20 protein-coding genes and 1 tRNA gene are annotated in these 23,143 nt (G+C 40.0%); 13 read left to right on the top strand and 8 right to left on the bottom strand.

Annotated elements, in window-relative coordinates; translation table 11 throughout:
- The first annotated feature begins 60 nt into the window (after window positions 1-60).
- From FPK91_RS08025 to FPK91_RS21255, 6 genes are all read left to right on the top strand, one after another.
- Window positions 61-810 carry a hypothetical protein gene (locus tag FPK91_RS08025; protein ID WP_144210279.1) on the top strand — a complete coding sequence of 250 codons (750 nt, stop codon included), beginning with the start codon at window positions 61-63 and terminating at the stop codon, window positions 808-810.
- A 112-nt stretch (window positions 811-922) separates the two neighbouring features.
- Window positions 923-2,200 carry a YfbK domain-containing protein gene (locus tag FPK91_RS08020; protein ID WP_144210277.1) on the top strand — a complete coding sequence of 426 codons (1,278 nt, stop codon included), beginning with the start codon at window positions 923-925 and terminating at the stop codon, window positions 2,198-2,200.
- A gap of 131 nt (window positions 2,201-2,331) precedes the next feature.
- Window positions 2,332-2,895 carry a sigma-70 family RNA polymerase sigma factor gene (locus FPK91_RS08015; protein WP_144214256.1) on the top strand — a complete coding sequence of 188 codons (564 nt, stop codon included), beginning with the start codon at window positions 2,332-2,334 and terminating at the stop codon, window positions 2,893-2,895.
- Window positions 2,888-3,775, top strand: coding sequence for a hypothetical protein (locus FPK91_RS08010; RefSeq protein ID WP_144210275.1), 888 nt, complete (start codon window positions 2,888-2,890; stop codon window positions 3,773-3,775). Before FPK91_RS08015 ends, FPK91_RS08010 begins: the two co-directional genes overlap by 8 nt.
- Window positions 3,776-4,032: 257 nt before the next feature.
- Window positions 4,033-7,314 (top strand): S41 family peptidase, encoded by a 3,282-nt coding sequence (locus FPK91_RS08005; RefSeq protein WP_144210273.1) that lies wholly within the window; start codon window positions 4,033-4,035, stop codon window positions 7,312-7,314.
- Window positions 7,315-8,254: 940 nt separating this feature from the next.
- Window positions 8,255-8,422 carry a DUF1801 domain-containing protein gene (locus FPK91_RS21255; protein ID WP_144210271.1) on the top strand — a complete coding sequence of 56 codons (168 nt, stop codon included), beginning with the start codon at window positions 8,255-8,257 and terminating at the stop codon, window positions 8,420-8,422.
- A gap of 92 nt (window positions 8,423-8,514) precedes the next feature.
- On the opposite strand, the gene FPK91_RS07995 is transcribed toward FPK91_RS21255, so the two are convergent.
- The 5 genes from FPK91_RS07995 to rpsU form a co-directional block, all read right to left on the bottom strand.
- A tRNA-Ile gene (locus tag FPK91_RS07995) sits at window positions 8,515-8,591 on the bottom strand.
- A gap of 216 nt (window positions 8,592-8,807) precedes the next feature.
- Window positions 8,808-10,628: an RNA polymerase sigma factor RpoD gene (rpoD, locus tag FPK91_RS07990; protein ID WP_144210269.1), complete on the bottom strand. Its 1,821-nt coding sequence runs from the start codon at window positions 10,626-10,628 to the stop codon at window positions 8,808-8,810.
- 142 nt (window positions 10,629-10,770) lie between these two features.
- Window positions 10,771-12,498 carry a DNA primase gene (gene dnaG, locus FPK91_RS07985; protein ID WP_144210267.1) on the bottom strand — a complete coding sequence of 576 codons (1,728 nt, stop codon included), beginning with the start codon at window positions 12,496-12,498 and terminating at the stop codon, window positions 10,771-10,773.
- Between the two features lie 84 nt (window positions 12,499-12,582).
- Entirely contained in the window at window positions 12,583-13,026 is a 444-nt protein-coding gene (locus FPK91_RS07980; protein ID WP_144210265.1) for a GatB/YqeY domain-containing protein, read from the bottom strand.
- Window positions 13,027-13,033: 7 nt separating this feature from the next.
- Entirely contained in the window at window positions 13,034-13,249 is a 216-nt protein-coding gene (rpsU, locus tag FPK91_RS07975) for a 30S ribosomal protein S21 (RefSeq protein WP_055024252.1), read from the bottom strand.
- A 281-nt stretch (window positions 13,250-13,530) separates the two neighbouring features.
- On the opposite strand from rpsU, the gene tsaD reads away from it, so the two are divergent.
- On the top strand, window positions 13,531-14,544 hold the full coding sequence (gene tsaD / locus FPK91_RS07970) for a tRNA (adenosine(37)-N6)-threonylcarbamoyltransferase complex transferase subunit TsaD (RefSeq protein ID WP_144210263.1): 1,014 nt from the start codon (window positions 13,531-13,533) through the stop codon (window positions 14,542-14,544).
- Between the two features lie 112 nt (window positions 14,545-14,656).
- Here the strand turns inward: tsaD and plsY are convergent, their stop codons facing one another.
- Complete coding sequence (plsY, locus tag FPK91_RS07965) at window positions 14,657-15,265, bottom strand: glycerol-3-phosphate 1-O-acyltransferase PlsY (protein ID WP_144210261.1); 609 nt, start codon at window positions 15,263-15,265, stop codon at window positions 14,657-14,659.
- A gap of 239 nt (window positions 15,266-15,504) precedes the next feature.
- On the opposite strand from plsY, the gene folB reads away from it, so the two are divergent.
- The 4 genes from folB to FPK91_RS07945 all read left to right on the top strand — a co-directional run bounded on the left by folB (window position 15,505) and on the right by FPK91_RS07945 (window position 18,230).
- A complete protein-coding gene (folB, locus tag FPK91_RS07960; RefSeq protein WP_144210259.1) occupies window positions 15,505-15,858 on the top strand; it encodes a dihydroneopterin aldolase in 354 nt (117 codons plus the stop codon).
- 64 nt (window positions 15,859-15,922) lie between these two features.
- Complete coding sequence (gene folK / locus FPK91_RS07955; RefSeq protein ID WP_144210257.1) at window positions 15,923-16,438, top strand: 2-amino-4-hydroxy-6-hydroxymethyldihydropteridine diphosphokinase; 516 nt, start codon at window positions 15,923-15,925, stop codon at window positions 16,436-16,438.
- 31 nt (window positions 16,439-16,469) lie between these two features.
- Window positions 16,470-17,270 (top strand): undecaprenyl-diphosphate phosphatase, encoded by an 801-nt coding sequence (locus FPK91_RS07950; RefSeq protein WP_144210255.1) that lies wholly within the window; start codon window positions 16,470-16,472, stop codon window positions 17,268-17,270.
- Between the two features lie 129 nt (window positions 17,271-17,399).
- Window positions 17,400-18,230, top strand: a complete 831-nt coding sequence (locus tag FPK91_RS07945; RefSeq protein WP_144210253.1) for a methyltransferase domain-containing protein — start codon at window positions 17,400-17,402, stop codon at window positions 18,228-18,230.
- Window positions 18,231-18,401: 171 nt separating this feature from the next.
- Here FPK91_RS07945 and FPK91_RS07940 read toward each other — a convergent pair whose 3' ends face one another.
- Together FPK91_RS07940 and FPK91_RS07935 are read right to left on the bottom strand one after the other, a co-directional pair.
- A complete protein-coding gene (locus FPK91_RS07940) occupies window positions 18,402-18,668 on the bottom strand; it encodes an Lpp/OprI family alanine-zipper lipoprotein (RefSeq protein ID WP_144210251.1) in 267 nt (88 codons plus the stop codon).
- 261 nt (window positions 18,669-18,929) lie between these two features.
- The gene (locus FPK91_RS07935) at window positions 18,930-20,159 is read right to left on the bottom strand and encodes a multifunctional CCA addition/repair protein (protein WP_144210249.1); all 1,230 of its coding nucleotides are present in this window, start codon (window positions 20,157-20,159) and stop codon (window positions 18,930-18,932) included.
- A gap of 127 nt (window positions 20,160-20,286) precedes the next feature.
- On the opposite strand from FPK91_RS07935, the gene FPK91_RS07930 reads away from it, so the two are divergent.
- On the top strand, window positions 20,287-21,930 hold the full coding sequence (locus FPK91_RS07930; protein ID WP_144210247.1) for an ExeA family protein: 1,644 nt from the start codon (window positions 20,287-20,289) through the stop codon (window positions 21,928-21,930).
- Window positions 21,930-23,099: a general secretion pathway protein GspB gene (locus FPK91_RS07925; protein WP_144210245.1), complete on the top strand. Its 1,170-nt coding sequence runs from the start codon at window positions 21,930-21,932 to the stop codon at window positions 23,097-23,099. The genes FPK91_RS07930 and FPK91_RS07925 overlap by 1 nt, the downstream gene beginning before the upstream one ends.
- Window positions 23,100-23,143 lie beyond the last annotated feature (44 nt).

Below are 23,143 nucleotides of genomic sequence, written 5' to 3'. Positions count from 1 at the left end.
TGTTTTTGTTCATGTTTTTTGTTAATACACCACACGACTTTTGCTGTTACACACGTTGTAATGCTGGCTGAAGTTGATGAAACCATTGTCGCTATTGAAGGTAATGATGAAATGGAAGCCATTTCATTGTTAACTGAGTTTAGTGATAATCAACTTACCTTTGAGCAACAGCAGGTCAGTATGACCCGTGGCTGGTTAGAATTAACCAAGCAGCAAAATAGCTGTATGTTCAATAAAATTAAAACTCCCGAACGATTAAGCGTAGCGAACTTTTCTCGTTTTCCTATTAGTATTTATCCTCCCATTAGATTAATTGTGCTCGACAAGAATCGTCATTTTTTCGAAGATGATTTTGATTTAGCGAATCTTCCTGAAAATACTCAAGGCCAAATCGGTATTGTTAAAGATCGTGCATATGGAGTGTATCTTGATAAGCAAATTGCGAAAGATCCACACCAGTTTTATATCCGTGGTGGCATGGACTCGTCAAATAAGCTCATTGAGATGCTTGAAGCGGAAAGGGTGTTAGGCATTATTGAATATACTGAAGTTTTTGATGCGTACTTAAGGGAGAAAAAACATCAGATGCCATTTCAATCAATCCCCATTCGCCATGTGGATGAACCCATTTATGGCTATATTGCTTGTTCAAAAGGCGACTTAGGCGACAATATTATCAACGAAATTAATAAAGTCATGCAGCAGCAAAGTTTCCAGGAGTCATTTATTCGAATGCACAGTGATTTTTTTGGAGAGCAGGAGAAAGTTATCTTGATCCCCGAATTAGAGAAAGTGTTTACGAGCAATTAATCATGCTTTTGGGATCACTTAAATTGATTAATTCACTTATTTTGAAAATAAATAACCCTTTTTAAGGTTATCTCCGTTAATAATAGTATTGCAGCTATTAATGGAGTGAATAATGAATACGCTAATCAAGTCTCAAGCTTACAATTTAGTATTACTGACGTTAGTCGGTTTTAACGTTATTGCTGCGGATAACCCTCCCGTTTCTGTTGAACCAATATCACAACCCGCAGTGGTTCAAGCTAGAGTCGATAATCCGACGGCAAACCCAATAAAGCCAAATTACCCGCCGATCAAACGAGGTTATAACACTCATCATCGTTTAGTGTTGGATGGACATGGCGGTAATATGGTGACAGGCGAAACGCCAGAGTCAAGGCTGACATTTAAAACTGATGATGACGACTATAGTTTGTTAAAGCAGTACCTTGAAAATAAAGAATTACCCGCGAAAAATATTATTCATAGCCAGTATTTACTCAATAGCTTTAAATACGATTTTGCAGATTATCAAACGCTGTCAAAGAATTATGCAATGTATACCGAGCTAGCGCCGTCACCTTACAACGCTGATACCTTGTTGTTATTGATTCAGATAAAGCTGACAGATAAGGCAAGTGATAAGGCCAAATTTAGTTTTCCATTTGTTCAAGCACAATTACGATTTAACCCAAAGCTGATTTCAGAGTACCGCTTAGTGGGCTTTGAACATGATTATTCAAATTATGCTAAGCAAAATAACGATAGTCGAGCCCAAAATATTCCAGTGAATCAATATGGACAATACACAGCACTGTATGAATTACGTCAAAATGAACATAATTCATACACTTTGGGTGAGCAAACTAATGATGAACAAGTTATTGATAAACGAACTAGTGATAAACAAAAAAGTACAGGTCGATACAGTGCAGGTCGATATATTGAAGGTCAATTGAGTGCCGATAGCCTTGCAGAGTTGTCCTTGCAAGATGCACGTTCTAGTTCAACACAGCAGTTTGTGAGCAATATAACCATTGGCATGGCTCTAAAAGATAAGTTCTTTGAGCAAGCCACTGATAATTTTCGTTTTGCAGCAGCGGTAGCAGGTTTAGGGCAACTCATTAATGCGAATAACTACGTACACCAGTTCAATTATAATGATGTTATCTCTATTGCAATTGAGTCAAAGGGTGAAGATTTACAAGGTCAGCGCGAAGAGTTCGTTAGTATAGCTAAACAGGCATTTGAGGTGTCGAGCACTCAACCGATAAATAAATTAAAACCACATCAGCGCGAACCTTATCCAATGCCAAAACCTATTTATGATAAAAAGCCAAAAACGGGTTATCCCATAGGTGATAAACCAACACCAATACCGCCTAAATCAGCGCTAAAGTCACTATTAAATTAATCGGTTAAGCGGGTATTTAGTAGACATTGTCATTATCGCTGGGCACACTGTTTAAAGTGACTTAAACAGTAAACATACCAAGGCTGCCTGCAGTGAATGACAAAACGACAGTATTATCTGATGAGCAATTAATGTTGAACTATCAACAAGGTGACTCGGTTGCTTTTGAGCAATTGTATACCAAGCATAAAGGCCCTTTATATCGATACTTTGTTAGGCAAGTGAGTGACAATCAGTTAGCTGAAGATCTTTACCAAGATACTTGGGGCAAAGTCATCAAGGCTGCTAGCAGCTATCAAGTTACGGCAAAGTTTACTACCTGGGTATATCGAATTGCGCATAATTTATTGATTGACCATGTACGGGCGGTAAAGCCTCTCGATAAGCTTGAAGATACCGCCGAAGAGGGGATGGACAGTTTTGAGGAAAGTGCGACAGGTTCAGCGAATCACAGCCGACCAGATGAGCAACTTATTGATGAGCAAAAAAGCATGTTGCTAAAAACCTGTATAAGCAAATTACCGCAATTACAGAAAGAAGCATTTTTACTCAATATAGAGTTAGGCTTAACAGCAGCTGCAATAAGCGACATTGCTGATGTCACATTAGAGGCAACTAAAAGCCGTATTCGCTATGCGTATCAAAGTATTAAACAATGTGTAGCGAATAAGTGGCAAGGGGCGGATCATGAGTGATACAACAGATAATGATGGTTCAAAACCAGTTAATAATGAATCGGTTAACGAAATGACCGATGAAAACTTCGCCGTTTTGCAGCAAGAAATTAAAGCATTGTATCAACAGCAACATTTAGAAAGACCACCAGAAGCGATCGATGCGGCAATTTTAGCTCAAGCAAAACTCAGTGCTAAGCATGCTAAAACGAGCAATATTTACCGCGCTAGCGCGCAAGCTGAAGTCGTCAAAGTTAATTTCTGGAACAAGCACCGAGTCGGCCTATCAACAGCCGCATCTGTGATGATAGTTGCCAGTGTTATGTTACTTAACCCAAGTTTCAACCAGCACGCTATTATCGATGCTGATGACAGTATTCCATTGTTGCCAGCGTCAGATCAGCCGATGCCTATGTCCGTGACTTCAGATTTAACACCACCTGCTGAATTGATTCCTGAAAATGAATCAGCTCCTGCCACTGCATCTAAATCTGAGCAAGTTGCGCCAATGTCTGTTCAACCAGCAGCCGAGTTTCAGCAAAAGGCCGAACAGATGAATCCAAGCTCGATGCCTTTATCACGCTCAGGTTTTGATGATCCAGCCGTTGATGCAACGCCTGATAATGTTTCAAATAGTTCGCAATATAAACCACTAGAACGAAGTCAGGTGAAAATACAGGCCGCTAAAGTGGAAAGTGATTTTTTTACCGCTCCTATAATGGAGCATGATTCAGCGCCCAAAGCGATAGCGCATTTAGCTGAGCTGGTGGAGAGTAATCAACTTGTACAAGCTGAGCATTATCTGATGACTATTGAACAGAGATTTCCAAACATTGTGAATCTTGACCATCCACAGCACCAGCAATATCAACAGCTAAAACAGCGATTAACCACCCAGTAATAGCTGCGTGATTACTGGGATAATTACAGGAATAGTGACTTAACGTTGAGTCACTCATTTCGAAATAAGCTCAAAATCTACTTCACTAAAGGTAACAACGCATTGTTGTTACCTTTTTTATTGCACTTAAAAGATTAATTGTTACAAAATCATCTATTTTAATCGTCATAAATTCCATCTTGTATGCTGCTAAATGGCTGTAATTTTGCTAGTTTGATTGCTTGGAAATAATAATATTTACAAGGATTTTTCTGATTATGAAACTTCGTCATTCTGTTAGCGCGTGCTTGCTGGCGCTTGGGCTATTAAGCACATCAGCCTTAGCGGCCAATTCTGATCATCAAGGTTATTACCGCGCACCAGCGCTTCATGATCAAACCCTGGTATTTACCGCCGAAGGGGACCTTTGGTTAAGTCAGTTAAATCAATCATCAGCCACAAGGTTAACCACCCAAGCAGCAGAAGAAATTGATGCAACCATTTCAAAAGATGGTAACTGGGTCGCTTATAGCGCTAATTATGACGGCGCAACAGAAGTCTATGTGATGCCAATTACGGGTGGCGTCGCCAAGCGAGTCAGCTTTGAAAACAGTCGAGTTAGATTACAAGGTTGGACCGCTACAGGTGAGATTTTATATGCCACCGATAATGCCCATGGTCCCGCCAATTATTGGGTGCTTAAAACGGTTAACCCACAGACGTTAGCCTTAACTAATCTGCCACTTGCAGACGCAATAGAAGGTGTGATTGATGATGCCGGAGAGTATGTATACTTTACTCAGTTTGGCCTGCAAACCAGTGGTGATAATGCCAAAGTGTATCGCGGCGGTGCGTTAGGGGAGATCTGGCGATTCAAATTAGGCAGTAAACAAGAAGCGCAAAAACTAACAGCAAGTCATCAAGGTTCTGTAAGACTGCCAATGTTATGGCAAAAGCGTGTTTACTTTATCAGCGACCAATCGGGTAACGACAATATTTGGTCAATGGGTCTTGATGGAAATGGAATAAAGCAACATACCGAATTTAGCGATTGGAAAGTCCGTGATGCGCAACTTAATGATGGTCGAGTGGTATTCCAGCATGGCGCCGATATCAAAGTTTTTAGCATCAATGATGACAGTACGGCACTACTTGATATCAACTTAACGTCTGATTACCCTCATCGACGCGAACATTGGGTAAAAGATCCAATGACGTTTGCTACTTCAATTGAGTTAGCAGCCACAGGTGATAAAGCCGTTATTACAGCCAGAAGTCATGTGGCTGTTGCCAGCCATGACGGAAGTCGCCTTGTTCAAATCCAATCACCAGCTAATGCACGCATTAGAAATGCATCCTTAAGTGTTGATGGAAATTGGGTCTACGGCATCAGTGATGCCTCTGGCGAGCAAGAAATCTGGCAATTCCCTGCTGATGGTAGCGCTGGCGCTAAACAGCTCACTAAAGATGGCAGCACACTTAGAACTAGCATTCATTTATCGCCAGATGGCCGTTTCATTGCTCATGATGACTATGACGGTAACGTGTGGTTGCTTGATATAAAGAAATCTAAAAATACAAAAATTATTACCAATGGTGAAGGCCTTGGTGAATATCCTGATATCGTTTGGTCTGGTGATAGCCAGTTTATTGCCCTGACTAAATTTGAAATGGGTCAACAGCGTCCGCAAATCGTACTTTACTCGGTTGCTGGCGATAAAGCTCAAGCCATTACCACTGATAAATACGAGTCCTACTCACCGAGCTTTAGTCCTGACGGGCAATGGCTGTATTTCTTGTCTTCACGTCACTTTGACGCCACACCGGGTTCGCCTTGGGGTGACAGAAACATGGGACCTATTTTTGATAAACGCACTCAAGTGTTTGCCATTGCGCTAACAGACAAAGCAGTCTTCCCTTTTGTTAAACCGACTGAGCTTAACAGCAGCATGATTGCGGATGCTAAAGAGTTCAGCAGTAATGCCAGTAAAGATCAGAAAGTGAAAGTCGATTGGAACAATATCAGTCTAAGGCTGTGGCAAGTTCCTGTGAGTTCAGGTAACTTTTCAAGCTTATCGGTTGCTAAAGATAAGCTGTATTTGTTGGATAAGACTGCAGATAAAAGCAGTTTGAAATTAATTAAATTTGATCGTCTCTCACCAGAAATTAGCGAGTTTTCAGCTGATATCAGTGCTTATCAATTATCTGCTGATGGTGAGAATTTACTATTGCGAAAACAGTCAAACCCTAATGAACTTCATATCGTTGCCGCTGGCGATAAAATTCCTGCAGAGCTTAAAAATACCAAGCTTGATACCGCACAATGGCAGTTGGCAATCTCACCAATGCAAGAGTGGCAGCAGATATTTGAGGATGCCTGGTTAATGCACCGAGACTCATTCTTCGATAAGGATATGCGTGGTGTCGATTGGCGTGAAGTTAAGCAAAAGTATCAACCATTACTGGCACGCCTAACGGATAGAAATGAGCTAAATGATATCTTTAAGCAAATGATGGGTGAGCTTAATTCTTTGCATTCTCAAGTACGTGGTGGTGACATTGCTAAAAATGAGACGGCGAAAGGAGCAAGTCTAGGTGCGCGTTTATCACAAACCTCAAAAGGCATTGTGATCAAGCATATTTACCGCAATGATCCAGAGCTTCCAACGCAAACATCACCGTTAGCACGTATCGAAGTCGATGCGGTTGAGGGAGATATTATCGAAGCGATTAACGGACTGCCCATCACCAATATTGCTCAAGTTACTCAGTTGCTGCGTAATCAGACCAATAAACAAGTTTTGCTTGATCTCAAGCGTGGTAAAGAGCGTCATCAAACGATTGTCGTTCCTCACGATAATCGCACTGATGCCAAGTTACGTTATCTTGATTGGGTTACTACCAATGCTGATAAAGTGACTGAAGCCAGCAAAGGCAATATCGGTTACTTGCATCTGTATGCCATGGGCTCAGGTGATATTGAAAGCTTTGCCCGTGAGTTTTATGCCAATTATGACAAAGATGGTTTAATCATCGATGTTCGTCGTAACCGCGGTGGTAATATTGATAGTTGGATTATTGAAAAGTTATTGCGCCGAGCATGGGCATTTTGGCAACCCACTCATGGTTCTGCTAACACCAATATGCAGCAAACTTTTAGAGGCCACTTAGTGGTGCTAACAGATCAAATGACTTATTCAGATGGTGAAACTTTCGCTGCAGGTATCAAAGCGTTAGGTTTAGCGCCGTTAATCGGTAAGCAAACTGCCGGAGCGGGTGTATGGCTTTCTGGTCGAAATAGTTTGACGGATAAGGGCATGGCGAGAGTTGCAGAATACCCTCAATATGCGATTGATGGCAGTTGGATAGTTGAAGGGCATGGGGTTGAGCCTGACATTGAAGTGAATAACTTACCGTTTGCGACCTTCTCTGGAAAAGATGCCCAGCTTGAAACTGCCATTAGCTATTTAAAAGATGAAATGGCGCAAAAACCTATCGCGCCTTTAAAAGCTAAGCCTATTGCTGCAACAGGTTTTGCAGCAGATACTAAAGCGCAATAAGTGATTATTAGCCTGAATCATTAGCCTGAATTATTAGCGCACTTAGTTAATCTTTTTTTAGTAGTTAAATAAGCCGATGTCGAATTAATAGTCGACATCGGTTTATTTTTTAGTGTAATTTACCTGTATTAAGAGCCTGTTAGTGATTCAATGGATGACGAAAAGGCGGGGCCAAATTATTTATTTGCAATAAATATTTCAGTATAAAAATATTAGGCAGGTAAGCCTCACATGAGAGTGTATTTAGTTATCTAGGGATGGATATTAATGATTCTGTACAGAAAGTTTGGGCATGAAAATGTTCAGAATTATTAAAGTTAACTTTTGAGTACTCCTATTTGGTTCAAATTTGATAATAGTGACAAATTCTCTTTTTAAAAAATTGGGATTCTGGCTACATTTCAAATCTTTTCTAAGAGCTGTAGTTATTTTAACGCTTGAGATTTTTCTAAAGAGTTTGAATTTCTTCAATCAAAGCCTGATTAAATCAATATCTCTTATCTGTACGTTTCCAATTCTCATCAAGCTGACCAATTAAAATATAAAGTTTTTACTGTTCGTTGCTAATTAAACGATCTGCTAACAAATCTAAAACTTCATTTAGCTTTTATTTTGTAAACCATTTGAAACTCATTCGATCTCTGTTTTATCAGCAGTTCGGATATGTTTCATTCCTAAATACTAAGGTCGCCCTCTATGAACACCAACAAGCCCTGTATTGTCGTCAACACTCACTAGAGTATGTTCAATACCTGAGTCTTCAATATTGATAGGCATTGTTTTACTGCATTTACTTTGACGATACCGCCAACATCAATCTTTACATCTGGTGTCGTAAAGTGAGCACTCTGCTTATACTTATTTAATACGACAGTGGCAAAGAAGGTGAGTCCTGTGTCGCGGGCTTTCACCACGGAAACAACATTTGGTGTTATACATCATGCCAGGTTTTTTGGAAATCCAAGATTTACTCGAAAAGATGGGCAAATATAAAACGGGAAGTTCTTGTTTATATATTAAAAAATTAGCGGATATCGATTTAGATGTACTACAACAAGTTATAAAAGAGTCTGGAAGTGAGATCCAGGAAAAGTACACTTGTCGTTAAGGCGAGAGGTTTATGTGGAAGATTAAATAAGGTGTTATTGAGCTTTAGATATGAAAAAGCCGCTTGAATAAATTCAAGCGGCTTATCAAAATTGGTGGCCCCTCCGTGACTCGAACACGGGACCTGACGATTATGAGTCGTATGCTCTAACCAACTGAGCTAAGGGGCCGACTTAAGATAGTCGTCACTATCGAAAGCGGAAAGAAGTATACGAAGTTTTTTCACGGTTGTCACCCGCCAATTGCATAGAAATGGCCCTGTTAGATTCAATTGCTTATCTGTTAAGCAATCTGACTGATTTTATTACAGGCAAAGCTAAATTAAAGGCAAAAAAAAGCCCGAATAAACGGACTTTTAATCTTTGCGTTAACTTCGCGTTGCAGTTCTATTCGTCTAAGAAAGACTTCAAAATTTCTGAACGAGAAGGATGGCGCAATTTACGTAATGCTTTAGCTTCGATTTGACGAATACGCTCACGAGTAACGTCAAACTGCTTACCCACTTCTTCAAGTGTATGGTCGGTATTCATATCAATACCAAAACGCATACGTAACACTTTCGCTTCACGAGCTGTTAAGCCTGCAAGTACTTCATGAGTGGCATTTTTAAGACTTTCGCTGGTTGCTGAGTCTAATGGTAGCTCAAGAGTGTTATCTTCAATGAAGTCACCTAAGTGCGAATCTTCATCATCACCAATAGGTGTTTCCATTGAAATTGGTTCTTTAGCGATTTTCAACACTTTTAGAATCTTATCTTCAGGCATTAACATGCGTTCTGATAATTCTTCAGGTGTTGGTTCGCGACCCATTTCTTGTAACATTTGACGTGAAATACGATTAAGTTTGTTAATCGTTTCAATCATATGTACTGGAATACGAATGGTACGTGCTTGGTCAGCAATAGAACGTGTAATCGCCTGACGGATCCACCAGGTTGCATAAGTTGAGAACTTATAACCACGACGATATTCGAACTTATCTACAGCTTTCATCAAACCAATGTTACCTTCTTGAATCAAATCCAAGAACTGTAAACCACGGTTGGTGTATTTTTTAGCAATAGAAATTACTAGACGTAAGTTCGCTTCAACCATTTCTTTCTTCGCACGGCGAGCTCTTGCTTCACCAATTGACATACGACGGTTGATGTCTTTAATTGCACGAATGATTAAACCTGTCTCTTTTTCGATTGCTGCAAGTTTATTGCTACAACGAGTGACATCAAATTTAACTAAACGTAAGCCTTCAGCGTAAGGCTTATTACTGTTCATTTCAGCTTCAAACCAAGCTAGATCAGTTTCATTACCGGTGAAGAACTTAACAAAGTTTTTCTTCGGCATTTTTGCTTGATCAACACAAAGTTTTAAAATTAAACGCTCTTGTACACGTACGCGGTCCATCATGGTGCGCATGCTTTTTACTAAGCGGTCAAATTGCTTTGGTATCAAACGGAATTCTTTGAAAAGCTCGCCAATGACAAACAAAGCACCAATGGCTTCAGGATGATCACGACCTTTTTTCTCAATTACCGCTAGGCCTTTTTCATAGACTGTACGTAATTCAGTAAACTTCTCTTTGGCTTCTTCAGGATCCGGACCTTTAGGACCTTCCTCTTCTTCTTCGTCATCGTCTGAATCTGCTAACTCTTTGTCTGATAACTCAGAACCAACGTGTGTTGCTGTTGGTGCTACGTCATCGTCATCAGGGTTAACGAAACCTGCAATGATGTCAGTTAAGCGTAATTCGTCAGCTTCATACTTATCAAATTGTTCAAGAATCATCGCAATGGCTTGCGGGTATTCAGAAACAGAACTTTGAACGGTATTAATACCTTCTTCAATACGTTTTGCTATGACGATTTCGCCTTCGCGGGTCAATAGCTCAACAGTACCCATTTCACGCATGTACATACGTACTGGATCTGTTGTGCGACCTAATTCACTCTCTACCGTTGCAAGTGCTGCAGCAGCTTCTTCTGCTGCATCTTCATCGGTGTTGTCCTCAGACATCATCATGTCATCGGCATCAGGAGCTTGTTCAAACACTCGGATGCCCATGTCATTGATCATCTGGACAATATCTTCAATCTGATCTGCATCGACCATGTCAGCTGGCAAGTGGTCATTGACTTCAGCATAGGTTAAGTAACCTTGCTCTTTACCTTTAGCAAGCAACAATTTAAGTTGCGACTGCGGAGTATGCTCCATAGATATCATCCAAGTTGGGTAACTGAAATAACGACTGGACACCTGCCGAAGCATCAGTGTCAAGCAAATCGTCAATTATAGCTGTATGAACTAAAGTACGCTAGTCCATGGCATTGCTTAACCAAACATTTTAAATAAAATGTTAGCTAGAAATGCCTTTCATTATCGAAATAAGCTTCGTTAGCTGAATTTTTTCAGCTTTAGTTAGAGTTTGTTTAAGACTCAGTTCCTGATAACGTTGTTCAATATATTGATTGTTCAACCATATCAGGGTTTGTTTAAACTCTTGAATCAAGTTCTCATCCGCCACTTGGTGGTCCCATTGGGCCAATTTTATCAAGGCATTTTTTTGTTCATGCTCGCGATAAATCTCAAGTAGTTGTGCGCTGTTAAACTTTTTTTCTCGAGTTAAATTCAACAAATCAATTAGCAAATTAATGCCTGCAATCTGTAAATGTGCAAGAGCAGGTTGCGCAGTTAAGCCAAAACCTAACTCAGGTCGTTGTACTAACAATGCAATGGCTAATCGCAATGGGGTACCGCGTCCTTGTAATCCTTTTTTATTCATAGGTTGTTGCTGTTTGACAGTAAAACCTAGTTTTTTCTTTAAATCATCTGCGCTATTCATACCGATTTTATGCGCTAGATTTTCTAATAATAAATTCTGTAAAACAGTATCTTGGACTCGTTCAATAAGCTTCATTGCTTGTTTGGCTAATGCGCTTTTGTCGGTACCGTATTGCGTTGTTAATGTCTCAAATAAGAATGCCGGTAAATCGAGGGCATCGAGCATTAACTTTTCAAATCCATCTTTACCAACTTGACGAACCATTGTATCTGGGTCTTCGCCTTGTGGTAAAAACATAAACCTTACAACATCGCCAGGCTTTAATAAGGGTAGTGCGGTTTCTAATGCACGCCAAGCGGCTTCTTTTCCTGCTCTGTCACCGTCATAACAACAAACCACTTCTTTTGCACTACGTACTAATAACTGAAATTGTTCAGCCGTTGTCGCTGTGCCCAGAGAAGCTACGGCATAATCAACACCAAATTGGGCAAGTGCCACAACATCCATATAGCCTTCAACAATTAAAACCTGTTGAGGATCTCTATGTGTTTGCTTGAGTTCGTAAAGACCGTAAAGCTCATTTCCCTTATGAAATATGGGCGTTTCTGGAGAATTCAAGTACTTTGGTGTTCCATCGCCTAAAACTCGACCACCGAAGCCAACAACTCTGCCTCTTCGATCTCGAATTGGGAACATTAACCGATCTCTAAATCGGTCATATCGCTTACCGTTATCGTTTGCGATTAACATGCCGGCGGTAAGCAATTTGTCTTGTGCAGCGGGGTTTTGACGGTATCGACCTAACAATCCATCCCAACCATCGGGCGCAAAACCAATTCCAAAGTGCTCTACTACATCAGTAGAAAGACCTCTGAAATCTAAATAATCTATTACTTTCTGTTTGTCGTTATGTTGACGCAATTGATTTTGATAATAAAGATTAGCTTCTTCCATCAATTGGTATAAGTCACGGCTTAAACCTTGATCTTTTTTAGGACCTGTACCTTGCTCTCTTGGTACATCTAACCCTAACTTACCAGCAAGTTCTTCAATGGCGTCGACAAATTCTAATCGATCATATTCCATGATGAAATCAATGGCATTGCCATGAGCACCACAACCAAAGCAGTGGTAAAATTGCTTGTCTTGACTGACTGTAAAAGAAGGCGATTTTTCGCTATGAAAAGGACAACATGCAGAGTGATTTTTCCCTGCTTTTTTCAAAGGTACACGATGATCTATTAGATCAACAATGTCTGTTCTTGCTATAAGCTCATTGATAAAATCACGAGGTATCGCCATAAATGCTATAGGTCTCGCATTACCAAATAGATAAAACAAACAAGCCGTGCAAGGTGCACGGCTTATTCACACATTAATAATCTTTTAATTTAATTTAGCACGAATTTGACTGCCAATGGCACCCATATCAGCACGGCCTTGAACCTTAGATTTTAATGCTCCCATTACTTTACCCATATCCGCCATGGTTGATGCACCTACCTGAGAGATAGCTTCATCAATGATTGCGGCAACTTCTTCTTCTGTTAAAGGAGAAGGCAAGAAAGTTTCAATTACTTGAATCTCTGCTGCTTCAGTTGCGGCTAACTCCGGGCGATTTGCTGACTCATATTGAGTTATAGAATCGCGACGTTGTTTTACCATTTTGGTTAAAACGGCTATTGTCTGTTCGTCGGTCAGATTTTCGCGGGTATCCACTTCAATCTGTTTAACGGCAGACAGTGCCATACGAATAGTCCCCAAGCGCACCTTATCTTTGGCACGCATGGCTGCTTTCATTTGGTCTTTTAGCTGTTCAATTAGGCTCATAGTGAGATTAATATAAACGTACGCGACGTGCGTTTTCGCGAGAAAGCTTCTTAGCTAGACGCTTAACAGCGGCAGCTTTAGCGCGCTTACGTGCAGAAGTAGGCTTCTCGTAAAATTCACGAGCGCGAACGTCAGCTAAGATACCTGCTTTTTCACAAGAGCGCTTGAAACGACGAAGTGCTACGTCGAATGGTTCGTTTTCACGTACTTTAATTATTGGCATACGCCATCACCCCTTAGGTGTAGTTAATTTGGGTCTACCTGTTTTAGTAGATTAACCAAGGCTATTTAAAATGGTGCGGAATTTTACACCGAGAACGATGCTTTTGTAAACCCCTTTTGTTATCAGCTAAGCGTAAACAAGCTGTCTTTATTTTTAAAGGTAAAAAATAGTCGCTGATAAATATTTTAGATAATTTATAAAGGCTGCTTGTTACCTGCTGGAATAATATCTGCTCAGCAGGTAGAATTGCCGCCCTTACAAATTTACCAAGATGAGATGCTATGCGGGTTTTAGGTATTGAAACATCATGTGATGAAACTGGAATCGCAGTATACGATGATGAACAAGGGTTGTTATCCCATGCTTTATATAGCCAAGTCAAATTACATGCTGATTATGGCGGTGTAGTACCTGAATTAGCATCTCGTGATCATGTTCGTAAAATTATTCCATTAATTAAGCAGGCGTTGAAAGATGCAAATTCAACCGTTGATGATATTGACGGAATTGCATACACCAAAGGCCCAGGCTTAATCGGTGCATTGCTAGTCGGTGCATGTGTTGGTCGTTCATTAGCCTACTCTTGGGATAAACCCGCTATTGGTGTTCATCATATGGAAGGACATCTATTAGCGCCGATGCTTGAAGATGATGCGCCAGCGTTTCCTTTTCTTGCATTGCTAGTCTCTGGTGGCCATTCAATGCTGGTTCAGGTTGAAGGTATCGGCCGCTATCAAGTTTTAGGCGAGTCTGTGGATGATGCCGCAGGTGAAGCGTTTGATAAGACTGCGAAGCTTTTAGGGCTTGATTATCCAGGTGGGCCGCGTCTAGCTAAATTGGCTGAAAAAGGCTTGGACGTGGGTTATAAGTTTCCAAGACCTATGACAGACAAACCAGGGCTAAATTTTAGCTTTTCAGGACTTAAAACAGCCACTGCGAATACCATTGCTAAAGAACCTGATGATGAACAAACGCGAGCTAATATTGCTAGAGCTTTTGAAGAAGCTGTGGTTGATACATTGGCGATTAAGTGTCAACGAGCGTTAAAGCAAACTGGTTATAATCGATTAGTGGTTGCCGGTGGTGTCAGTGCAAACACCCGCTTAAGAGAAAACTTAGCCGCAATGATGACTAAGTTAAATGGTGAAGTATTTTATCCTCGAGGGGAATTTTGTACTGATAATGGTGCAATGATTGCTTTTGCTGGACTACAGCGTTTGAAAGTAGGCCAAACTGAATCATTAGAAGTAGAAGGTAAACCTCGCTGGCCATTGGATACCTTGTCAGCAGTCTAAGTCTTCAAACTTAATAAAACCTAAGCCATTGCTTAGGTTTTTTTATGGATAACTTTTGAGGAATAAAATTGTAAGTGTTTTTGATGAACAGTTAAGCAAGTCATCGCGGATATTAATTCTTTGGTTTCTTCTTGCGAGACAGCTTACTTTCTTCACCAATTCTTAGTCGTTTTATATTGTCTTTATGCCTGATGACGATTAATAGCGATAACATGGCAACGGGAATAATAAATCTATCGTCTAACCACCAGGTGTAGATGGGGGCAAGAACCGCCGTTAAAATCGCTGCCAATGATGAGTAGCGGGTTATACAGACAAAAACTATCCAAGTCACAAATAAACAAGCAGCTAAATCACCGCCAATAGGGGCCATTGCACCAAATGCTGTCGCAACGCCTTTACCACCTTTGAAGTTAAAGAAAATGGGGTATATGTGTCCAAGACAAGCCGCAAGAGCAATTAAGCCAAGAGACACGGCATCTTGCCCCAGCAAGTAACTGCAATAACTGGGCGCAGCACCTTTAAGCATGTCAAAAAATAACACTAATGCAGCAGAACTTGCTCCGCCTATACGAAGTACATTAGTTGCGCCAGGATTGCCTGAACCCTCGGTGCGGGGATCGGGTAAACCTCTTAATTTGCATACAAGAATAGCGCTTGAAATTGAACCGGCTAAGTAGGCGGTTATAATCATCAATATTGTGATTGTAACAGCGCTCAAATTGGTGTCCTTACTCTTCTTAGGGTATCATCGCCCATTAATTAATTTCACTTGAGATTAATCGTTACTAAAGGGTTAAAAAGCACTTTTAGAATAGAGTCTATTCATAAATGCAGCCGCTATCCTACTGCTTTAATTGCTCAGGAAAAAGGCTAAAACCATAATAACTGCTAATTGATGTCATTTTCAGCCTTTTTCAGTTGAATTTAAAGAAAAAAGTTCTATAGCGTGGAGTCCACATGGATAAAGTATTAATTCGTGAATTGAAAGTTGAAACCGTTATCGGTATTTACGAGTGGGAAAAGCAAATACATCAAACGTTATTGATTGATTTAGATATGGCTTGGGATAATAAATTAGCTGCCGCAAGCGATGATTATCAGCATGCACTTTGCTATGAAACTGTGTCTAATCGTTTAACCGCTTTAATTACTGAAAAGCCGATTGAGTTAATTGAAACCATTGCTGAAATGGTCGCTAATTGCTTAATGAGTGAATTTAATGTTCTTTGGGTAAAAGTTGCTGTGATGAAACCTGGTGCAGTATCCACCGCAAAGTCTGTTGGCGTAGTGATTGAGCGTGGCAGTATTTAATTAAATTTCTGTATCAATTTAATCATCTTTTCATATTTGTTTTTTATATTACAAGAGTGAGTTAATGGCACGTATTTATATCAGTTTAGGCACTAATATCGATCCTGTGGCTCATATGCAGGCAGGGTTAATTGATCTGCAGCAACAATTTGGTCAGTTACAATTATCAAGTATGTTTGAAAGTGAAGCGGTAGGTTTTCAGGGAACTAACTTTTTAAATATGGTCGCTGCAGCAGACACTGAAATGAGCATCACCGAAGTCGTCGCGACATTCAAACGCATTGAAAAAGAAAATGGTCGAATTCGAGGGGAAAAGAAGTTTAGCCCTCGAAGTTTAGATATTGATCTATTGCTTTATGATGACGTTATTTGTCATGAGCCGGTAGAGCTTCCTCGAGGTGAGGTGCTATATAACGCTTTTGTGTTGTGGCCATTAGCTGAAATAGCAGCTCAACTTATGCACCCAATTGAGAAAAAAACATACCAAACTATTTGGGGGGATTATGATCAATCAAGCCAAAATATTTGGCCTATTGATTTTGAGTTTCCAGCAGTACTTACACGTAAATCAACATGTTAAATCGAAACGTAATCATATTTAAAGGAACATCATGGAAACCATTCAGGTTATTTTTCTGGCCCTCATTCAAGGTTTAACAGAATTTTTACCCATTTCAAGTTCGGCTCATCTGATTTTGCCGTCACAGATTTTAGGTTGGGAAGATCAAGGCCTGTTTTTTGATGTAGCAGTGCATATAGGCTCATTACTAGCAGTGGTGATTTATTTCAGAAAAGAAATCTGGTTAATGCTAAATGCCTGGGTTGCCAGTATGTTTAAAGGTGTTCATACCCAAGATAGTAAGCTCGCTTGGTGGATAATCTTAGCAACACTGCCTGCAGTGTTCTTTGGCTTTATGGCGAAAGATTTAATTGAAACTTATCTTCGTGGCCCTGGTGTGATTGCTATCACCACTGTTATTTTTGGTTTATTACTTTGGGTTGGCGATAAAATGTCCCGCAACGAGCTAACTGAGTACCAAACTGGTTGGAGAAAAGCCTTATTAATTGGTTTTGCTCAAGCGCTTGCCATTATTCCTGGAACCTCTCGTTCAGGTATCACCATCACCGCAGCACTAATGTTGGGCCTTAATAAAGAAGCGGCTGCGCGATTCTCATTTTTAATGTCAATTCCTGTGATTTTAGGTGCGGCAATATTGCTGACGAAAGATGCTGTGTCAGCGGATTTAGCGATAAACTATGGCGAAGTCTTCCTAGGTATTATCGTTTCATTTGTTGCTGCTTATACCTGTATATTCTTCTTCTTAAAAATAATTAGCAAAATGGGTATGACACCATTTGTTCTGTATCGCTTAATGCTCGGCGCGGTATTATGTGGCTTTATATTCCTGTAATATAAGCTACCATTAATCAGTTATCCCTTAGTATTTATACTGGGGTGATTGATGAAATAAATAACGGGTGATAGTGCCCGTTTTTTGTTCCTTAAATTTAGCTTCAAGCCCTAGGATGTTATCTCTGTCATGAATTCAATTCTGATTTGCCCTAAATGTGCGACCTCATTGCATTACCATCAGGACTCACAAGGTTTCTATTGTGATAATAAACATCATATTGATAAACATGCTCAAGGTTATTGGTCATTTATTACTTCGACTAAATTTAAAGGGGCAATTGAGTCTCGTCAGCAACTGCGCTCGAAGCGGTTTTTAATGGCTTCAGGGTTATTTGAACCTTTATTAGATAGATTAACGAGTTCATTTAACCAACTCACTAACGGCCAGTTAGCGGTACAACATTTGAATTTTAGTTGCACAGACGGTCTATATTTGAGGCATCTTGCAGAGAATAACAATGCGGAAGGTTTAACCCATTGGGGCGTTTCAGAAGCAGAAAATAGTTTATTTGCCGCCAATAAAGACAATACGCCAGCAAACTTAATCTTAACGCCATATAAGAAATTACCTTTTGCGGATAAGAGTCTTGATATCGTGTCATTATTTGATGTGGCATTAAAAGGGAAGGAATGTTTGCGGGTATTAAAGGATAGCGGTCATTTATTAATGCTCGTTCCTGGCCCTAGACATTTGTGGCAACTCAAGCAAAAAATTTATGACAACTTAGTAGAAAAGTCTTTAATACTTAATTTACCTAAAGACATTGAGGTTGTTAATAGTGAAGCTATTACATTTACTGGAGATGTTACTGGTGAACAAGCAATGACATTATTAGAAATGAATAATCTTGCTTGGCGAATAAATGACCAACTTAAGCATGAGATAAAGAGTCATTCAGTTTCTGGTTTGGAGTTTGATTATTTGTTGATTACAGCTAAATTGGCAAATTTGAAGTAACCGTAAATTTTAATTGGTTGAATTTAAATAAGGCTAGAAGTGGTGGAGTAAAATTCGATTTATAACACTGCAGATACAATTAAGGCTTGAAATGGTAAAAGACCAAAGTCTATTTACTATTATCAAGCCTTAATAATCAACCTATATAAATAAGCTAATTTTCATGGTTTCTTACTTTTTGTAAGAAGAAGCCATGTTATCGATGCGGTCATTTGCACGCTTAGCTTCTGCTTGAGCGTCCATAGATGCAGCTTTAGAATCTTTGATGTCAGCAGACATTTTGCTGTGATCAGATTTTAATGAGCTAACTTCTGAAGATAGTTGGTCAACTTTGTTGCCTAGGTTAGCAACGCTTTCTTCTAGAGCAGTAGTGTTTGCACAACCACCTAAAAGAGCAGTCATAGCAACACCAGCAATCATTAGTACTTTCTTGTTCATGGAAAATCCCTTAATTATAGGTTGTAATAAATTGCCGAGGCATAATACCCAGCAGCCCATCAATTATGTCACAGCTATTAAAATTTGCTATATAAAATCTAATAAAATTGATAAAAAACAGCGTAAAGCTGATGGGTTGGAGTAAATTTACTCGTTGAGTAATTGATAAATACACAATCAACTGTCTTAAGTTTAGGTTTAATCCTAGTAAAGGTTTATCAACTCAAAGGATGATATATAAAATAAAAATAGAGCTAACATCTAATGAGAATATGATTGTTTAAACTCTTTTATTGCTTCAGCTCTGCGAATAGATAATTGCTGCTTTATTTCTGCACCTCTAAATCCGTCAGTAATAACCTGTTGTACATCGACATCTTTGGCAATAATAAAACACTGTTGTAAGTAGTGACTTTGTGGATATTCGCTGTCTTCAAAACCGGTTCGACCTTGTAGGTCTGCCTGACAACATATCAATAAATCGTCAAGTCGCTGAGGTTTGCGCCAAAAATCGGCTTTATCAAATATTTTAATAATGGTTTCTGGGCGTAATTCAAATGCATTGTGTATGTTTTGATGTTGGTCGCTGCATAATAATGCTAATTCTTTATATTCATTAGGGGCTTTAATTCTTTGAGCCAGTTTTTTGATTATCGGTAAACCCTTTTGGCCATGTCCATGGTGCTTAGGCCAAAGCGCTTCAGGGGTAATAGCTTTGCCTAAATCGTGAACCAAGGCGGCAAAGCGTGTGGTTTTTTTATCGGTGAGCTTAGCTGCGGCTTGCAATACCATCATGGTATGAATGCCTGAATCAATTTCAGGGTGCCATTTTTCAGGTTGTGGCACTCCAAATAAGCTGTCAATTTCTGGGAATAAGACTTTCAAAGCTCCACAGCAGCGTAATTGTTCAAAAAATATTTCAGGATTTTGTGTCGCTAATGCTTTATCTAACTCTTGAAACACACGCTCAGGGGTTAAATGATCGAGTTCGCCTGATCCACTGATACTCTGCATCAGTTCAATGGTCTCTTTGGCGATGGTAAAACCAAGATGGGCAAAGCGTGCTGCAAATCTGGCAACTCGCAATACTCTCAATGGATCTTCGATGAATGCATCAGATACATGACGTAGGACTCTATTTTCAAGATCTGTCATGCCGCCATAAGGATCGTATAAATTACCTTGTTCATCCTGAGCCATGGCATTAATGGTTAGATCGCGTCGTAACAAGTCTTGTTCAAGAGTGACATCTTTATTGGCATCACAACTAAAGCCTGAATAGCCCTGACCACTTTTTCTTTCAGTCCGTGCTAAGGCATATTCTTGTTGATTTTTAGGATGCAAAAAAACCGGAAAATCACGACCTACTTGGCTGTATCCAAGATCGAACATTTCCTCTATTGAACCACCTACCACAACCCAATCTTTATCTTTTATGGGGAGTGATAAAAAACTGTCTCGAACAGCGCCACCAACTAAATAGATTTTCATATATGTCTTTACCAAAGTATCTTGAGCTAAATCTTAGCATGACTAGCATTTCTGCTGCTAAATTTTGACAAGTACCACTGCAAGTTATAACTTGAGCCGTCAGTTTTAAATAAGGATTTTTGGCCAGATGTATAAAGCATTTTATGGATTAAATGATAATCCATTTTCAATCGCACCAAACCCGCATTATTTGTTCTTAAGCGATCGCCATAGAGAGGCTTTGGCCCATTTAACCTATGGACTGGGTGAAACGGGTGGTTTTGTATTATTAACCGGCGAAGTTGGGACCGGTAAAACAACTGTATCACGTTGTTTGTTAAAGCAGCTTCCTGATCATACCGATACAGCCTTTATCCTTAATCCTTCTTTAACTGAGCAAGAATTACTGGCGACATTGTGTGATGAGTTGGCCATTAGCTACGGTGAAAATCCATCGATTAAACAACTTACCGATTTAATTAGTCAGTATTTATTGAATAATCATCAAAATGGCCGTAATACGGTGTTAATTATTGATGAAGCCCAGCATTTGCGACCTGAAGTGTTAGAACAGTTACGCTTACTCACTAATCTTGAAACAGATACTAAAAAGCTACTGCAAGTGATTTTGATTGGTCAGCCTGAATTACAGCAATTACTAAAACGCCAAGAATTAAGACAGTTAGCACAACGTATCACCGCGAGATATCATCTTTTACCTTTGACAGTGGAAGAAATAGTTTTGTATGTGCAACATCGTCTGCAAGTTGCGGGACGTTTTGAACCGCTATTCTCTAAAAAAGCCTGCAAAGCATTACACAAGTACAGTGGCGGTATTCCAAGGTTAACTAATTTATTGTGTGAAAGAGCATTAATGGCGGGTTATGGTCAGTCTAAGGTGCCTATCGATCACCATATGGTCAAACAAGCTGCGGCAGAAGTATTAGGCGAAATACCCGTTGAGAGTCGTTCACATTGGCCATTAACGATTGCCGCGACCTTAGTCGTTGCTTTTGGTGTGTCTTTTTATGCCTTTTTTCCGAAGCAAGATGGCGTTGCTACAACGTATACATCCAGTTTTCCCGCTGCTAGCGAGTCGCAAACTGGACTCATGCCAAAGAAACAAAGTAATTCGAGCACTATTAATTCAGCTGCTAACGCTAACAAAGAGAGTGGCAGTCAAAGCATTGTCCGAGCCGCGATGGCGCAAAGCCGCAGTATTGATAATGCCTTTGCTGGATTATTTGCGCTGTGGGATAAGCAGCCTATTATTGGTTTATCTTCTTGCCAAGCTGCGACGCAGCAAGGCCTGCTATGCCATCAACAACAAGGTAATTGGAACAGCATTGCGCGCTTGAATTATCCTGCAGTGGTCTATCTAGAGGACCAGCAAGCGAATCAATTCTATGGTGTTGTTGTCGCCCGAGAAGGTGAGCAAGTATTACTGCAATTAAGTGAGCAACAACTTTGGGTTAATAAGGATTGGTTTAATCGTCATTTTAGTGGGACGTTTGAAATTTTATGGCAAACTGATGGTGTTATGCCAAGAGAGATTGGTCAGACTTCAAGTTTGTCTCAAATTCAGTGGTTAGAAAATAGTTTAGCAAGCGTTCAAAACCGATCTGCCCGATTGCTTTCGAATTTTGATTCAACATTAGAACAAGATTTAATGGCTTTCCAACGATTACATGGTCTTAAATCTGATGGCATTGCAGGCAGCCAAACGCTGGTGCAATTAAATCTTTATTTAAGTCAGCTGGGTCCTAGATTAAATAAAGCAGGGCGTAGCTAATGTCTATTTTATTAGATGCGGTAACCAAAGGTAAGCAACAGCAGATGGGTGAACTTCCAGATGCTGTGTTAACCCCGAGAGCTCCTTATAAAGCGGCTAATACTGGAGGTTGGTTGTCTCAGTTATGGGGCAAAATACTGGTATTAATCTTTGTTGTTCTATTTGGAGTGCTACTAGCCTGGGGGTTATCAACATTATTTCAACCTGCTGCACTTCAATCTGCAGTAATTAAACCGATAGCAGTACAAACTAGCGCTGATTTAGCCGTTCAGCAACCCGTAAGTCAGGGGACTGGGTCTACTTCAAGGGTTAATCGCGACAGTACCTCTCGAGTGAATGACAGCCCTGAGTTTAGGATTGCTAATAAAGTCGCACTTCCGATAGCGAAAGCGCAAAATTCAATTAACAGTTCAATTAACACCTCAACTCGCAATGCATCACGAAATGAACCTGTAAATGAACAACAGTATGAGTATCGCTTGAATGAAAGCAATCGCGGCCAGGTTAGCTCGTTAGCTGCATCTCAAACTAAACAAGATTCAGAACAGCTAACGGTTCCCCAAACACCAAATGCCAACTCAAATATTTCGACTAGATCAGCAGGGAACAATACCAGCAACAAGGAAAGACAGCTCACTGCGGAAGAGTTAAAGGCATTATATGGTGATGACGCCATCATACTTGGGGCTAACTCTAACTATAAGAAAGCTTCAGACTTAAATGCTTTGCAGATGAAAGTAACCGCTGCCGCTGAGAATGTTAATTTTGAGCAAGAAAATAATCAAACACCTCAAGTGGCTAATCAGTTAAACCAAGACCAGTCTAATAATTTGCTTGCTGCTTTTGAAGCTGCACTTAAAGATGTTGAGTATGAATCATCGGCTAACCAGTCGGTCACTGAGCCAAGCTTAGATCCAATACCTAAGACCAAGAAAGATGACATACCTAAATATGGTGAGTTACCAGCAAGTGTACAGTTGCAGGTGCCTGAGTTTAATATCCAAGCTCATGTTTACTCATCTGATGCGACAAATCGCTGGCTAAACGTCGATGGCGCCGAGTTACAAGAAGGCGACATGATTAGTGGCAAACTCAAAATCATTGAGATTAGACCAAGGGATGTCGTATTAGAAATTGATGGTTCGGAGTTTAAAGTACCTGCAATCTAAATGGGTAGTGCTAAGTAAGTTAAAGTACGAATGACAACTAAGGC

This window comes from Shewanella donghaensis (assembly GCF_007567505.1).
GTDB lineage: Bacteria > Pseudomonadota > Gammaproteobacteria > Enterobacterales > Shewanellaceae > Shewanella > Shewanella donghaensis.
The sequence above is the reverse complement of the archived record's forward strand: the minus strand, read 5'-3'. Positions and strand labels throughout refer to the sequence as shown.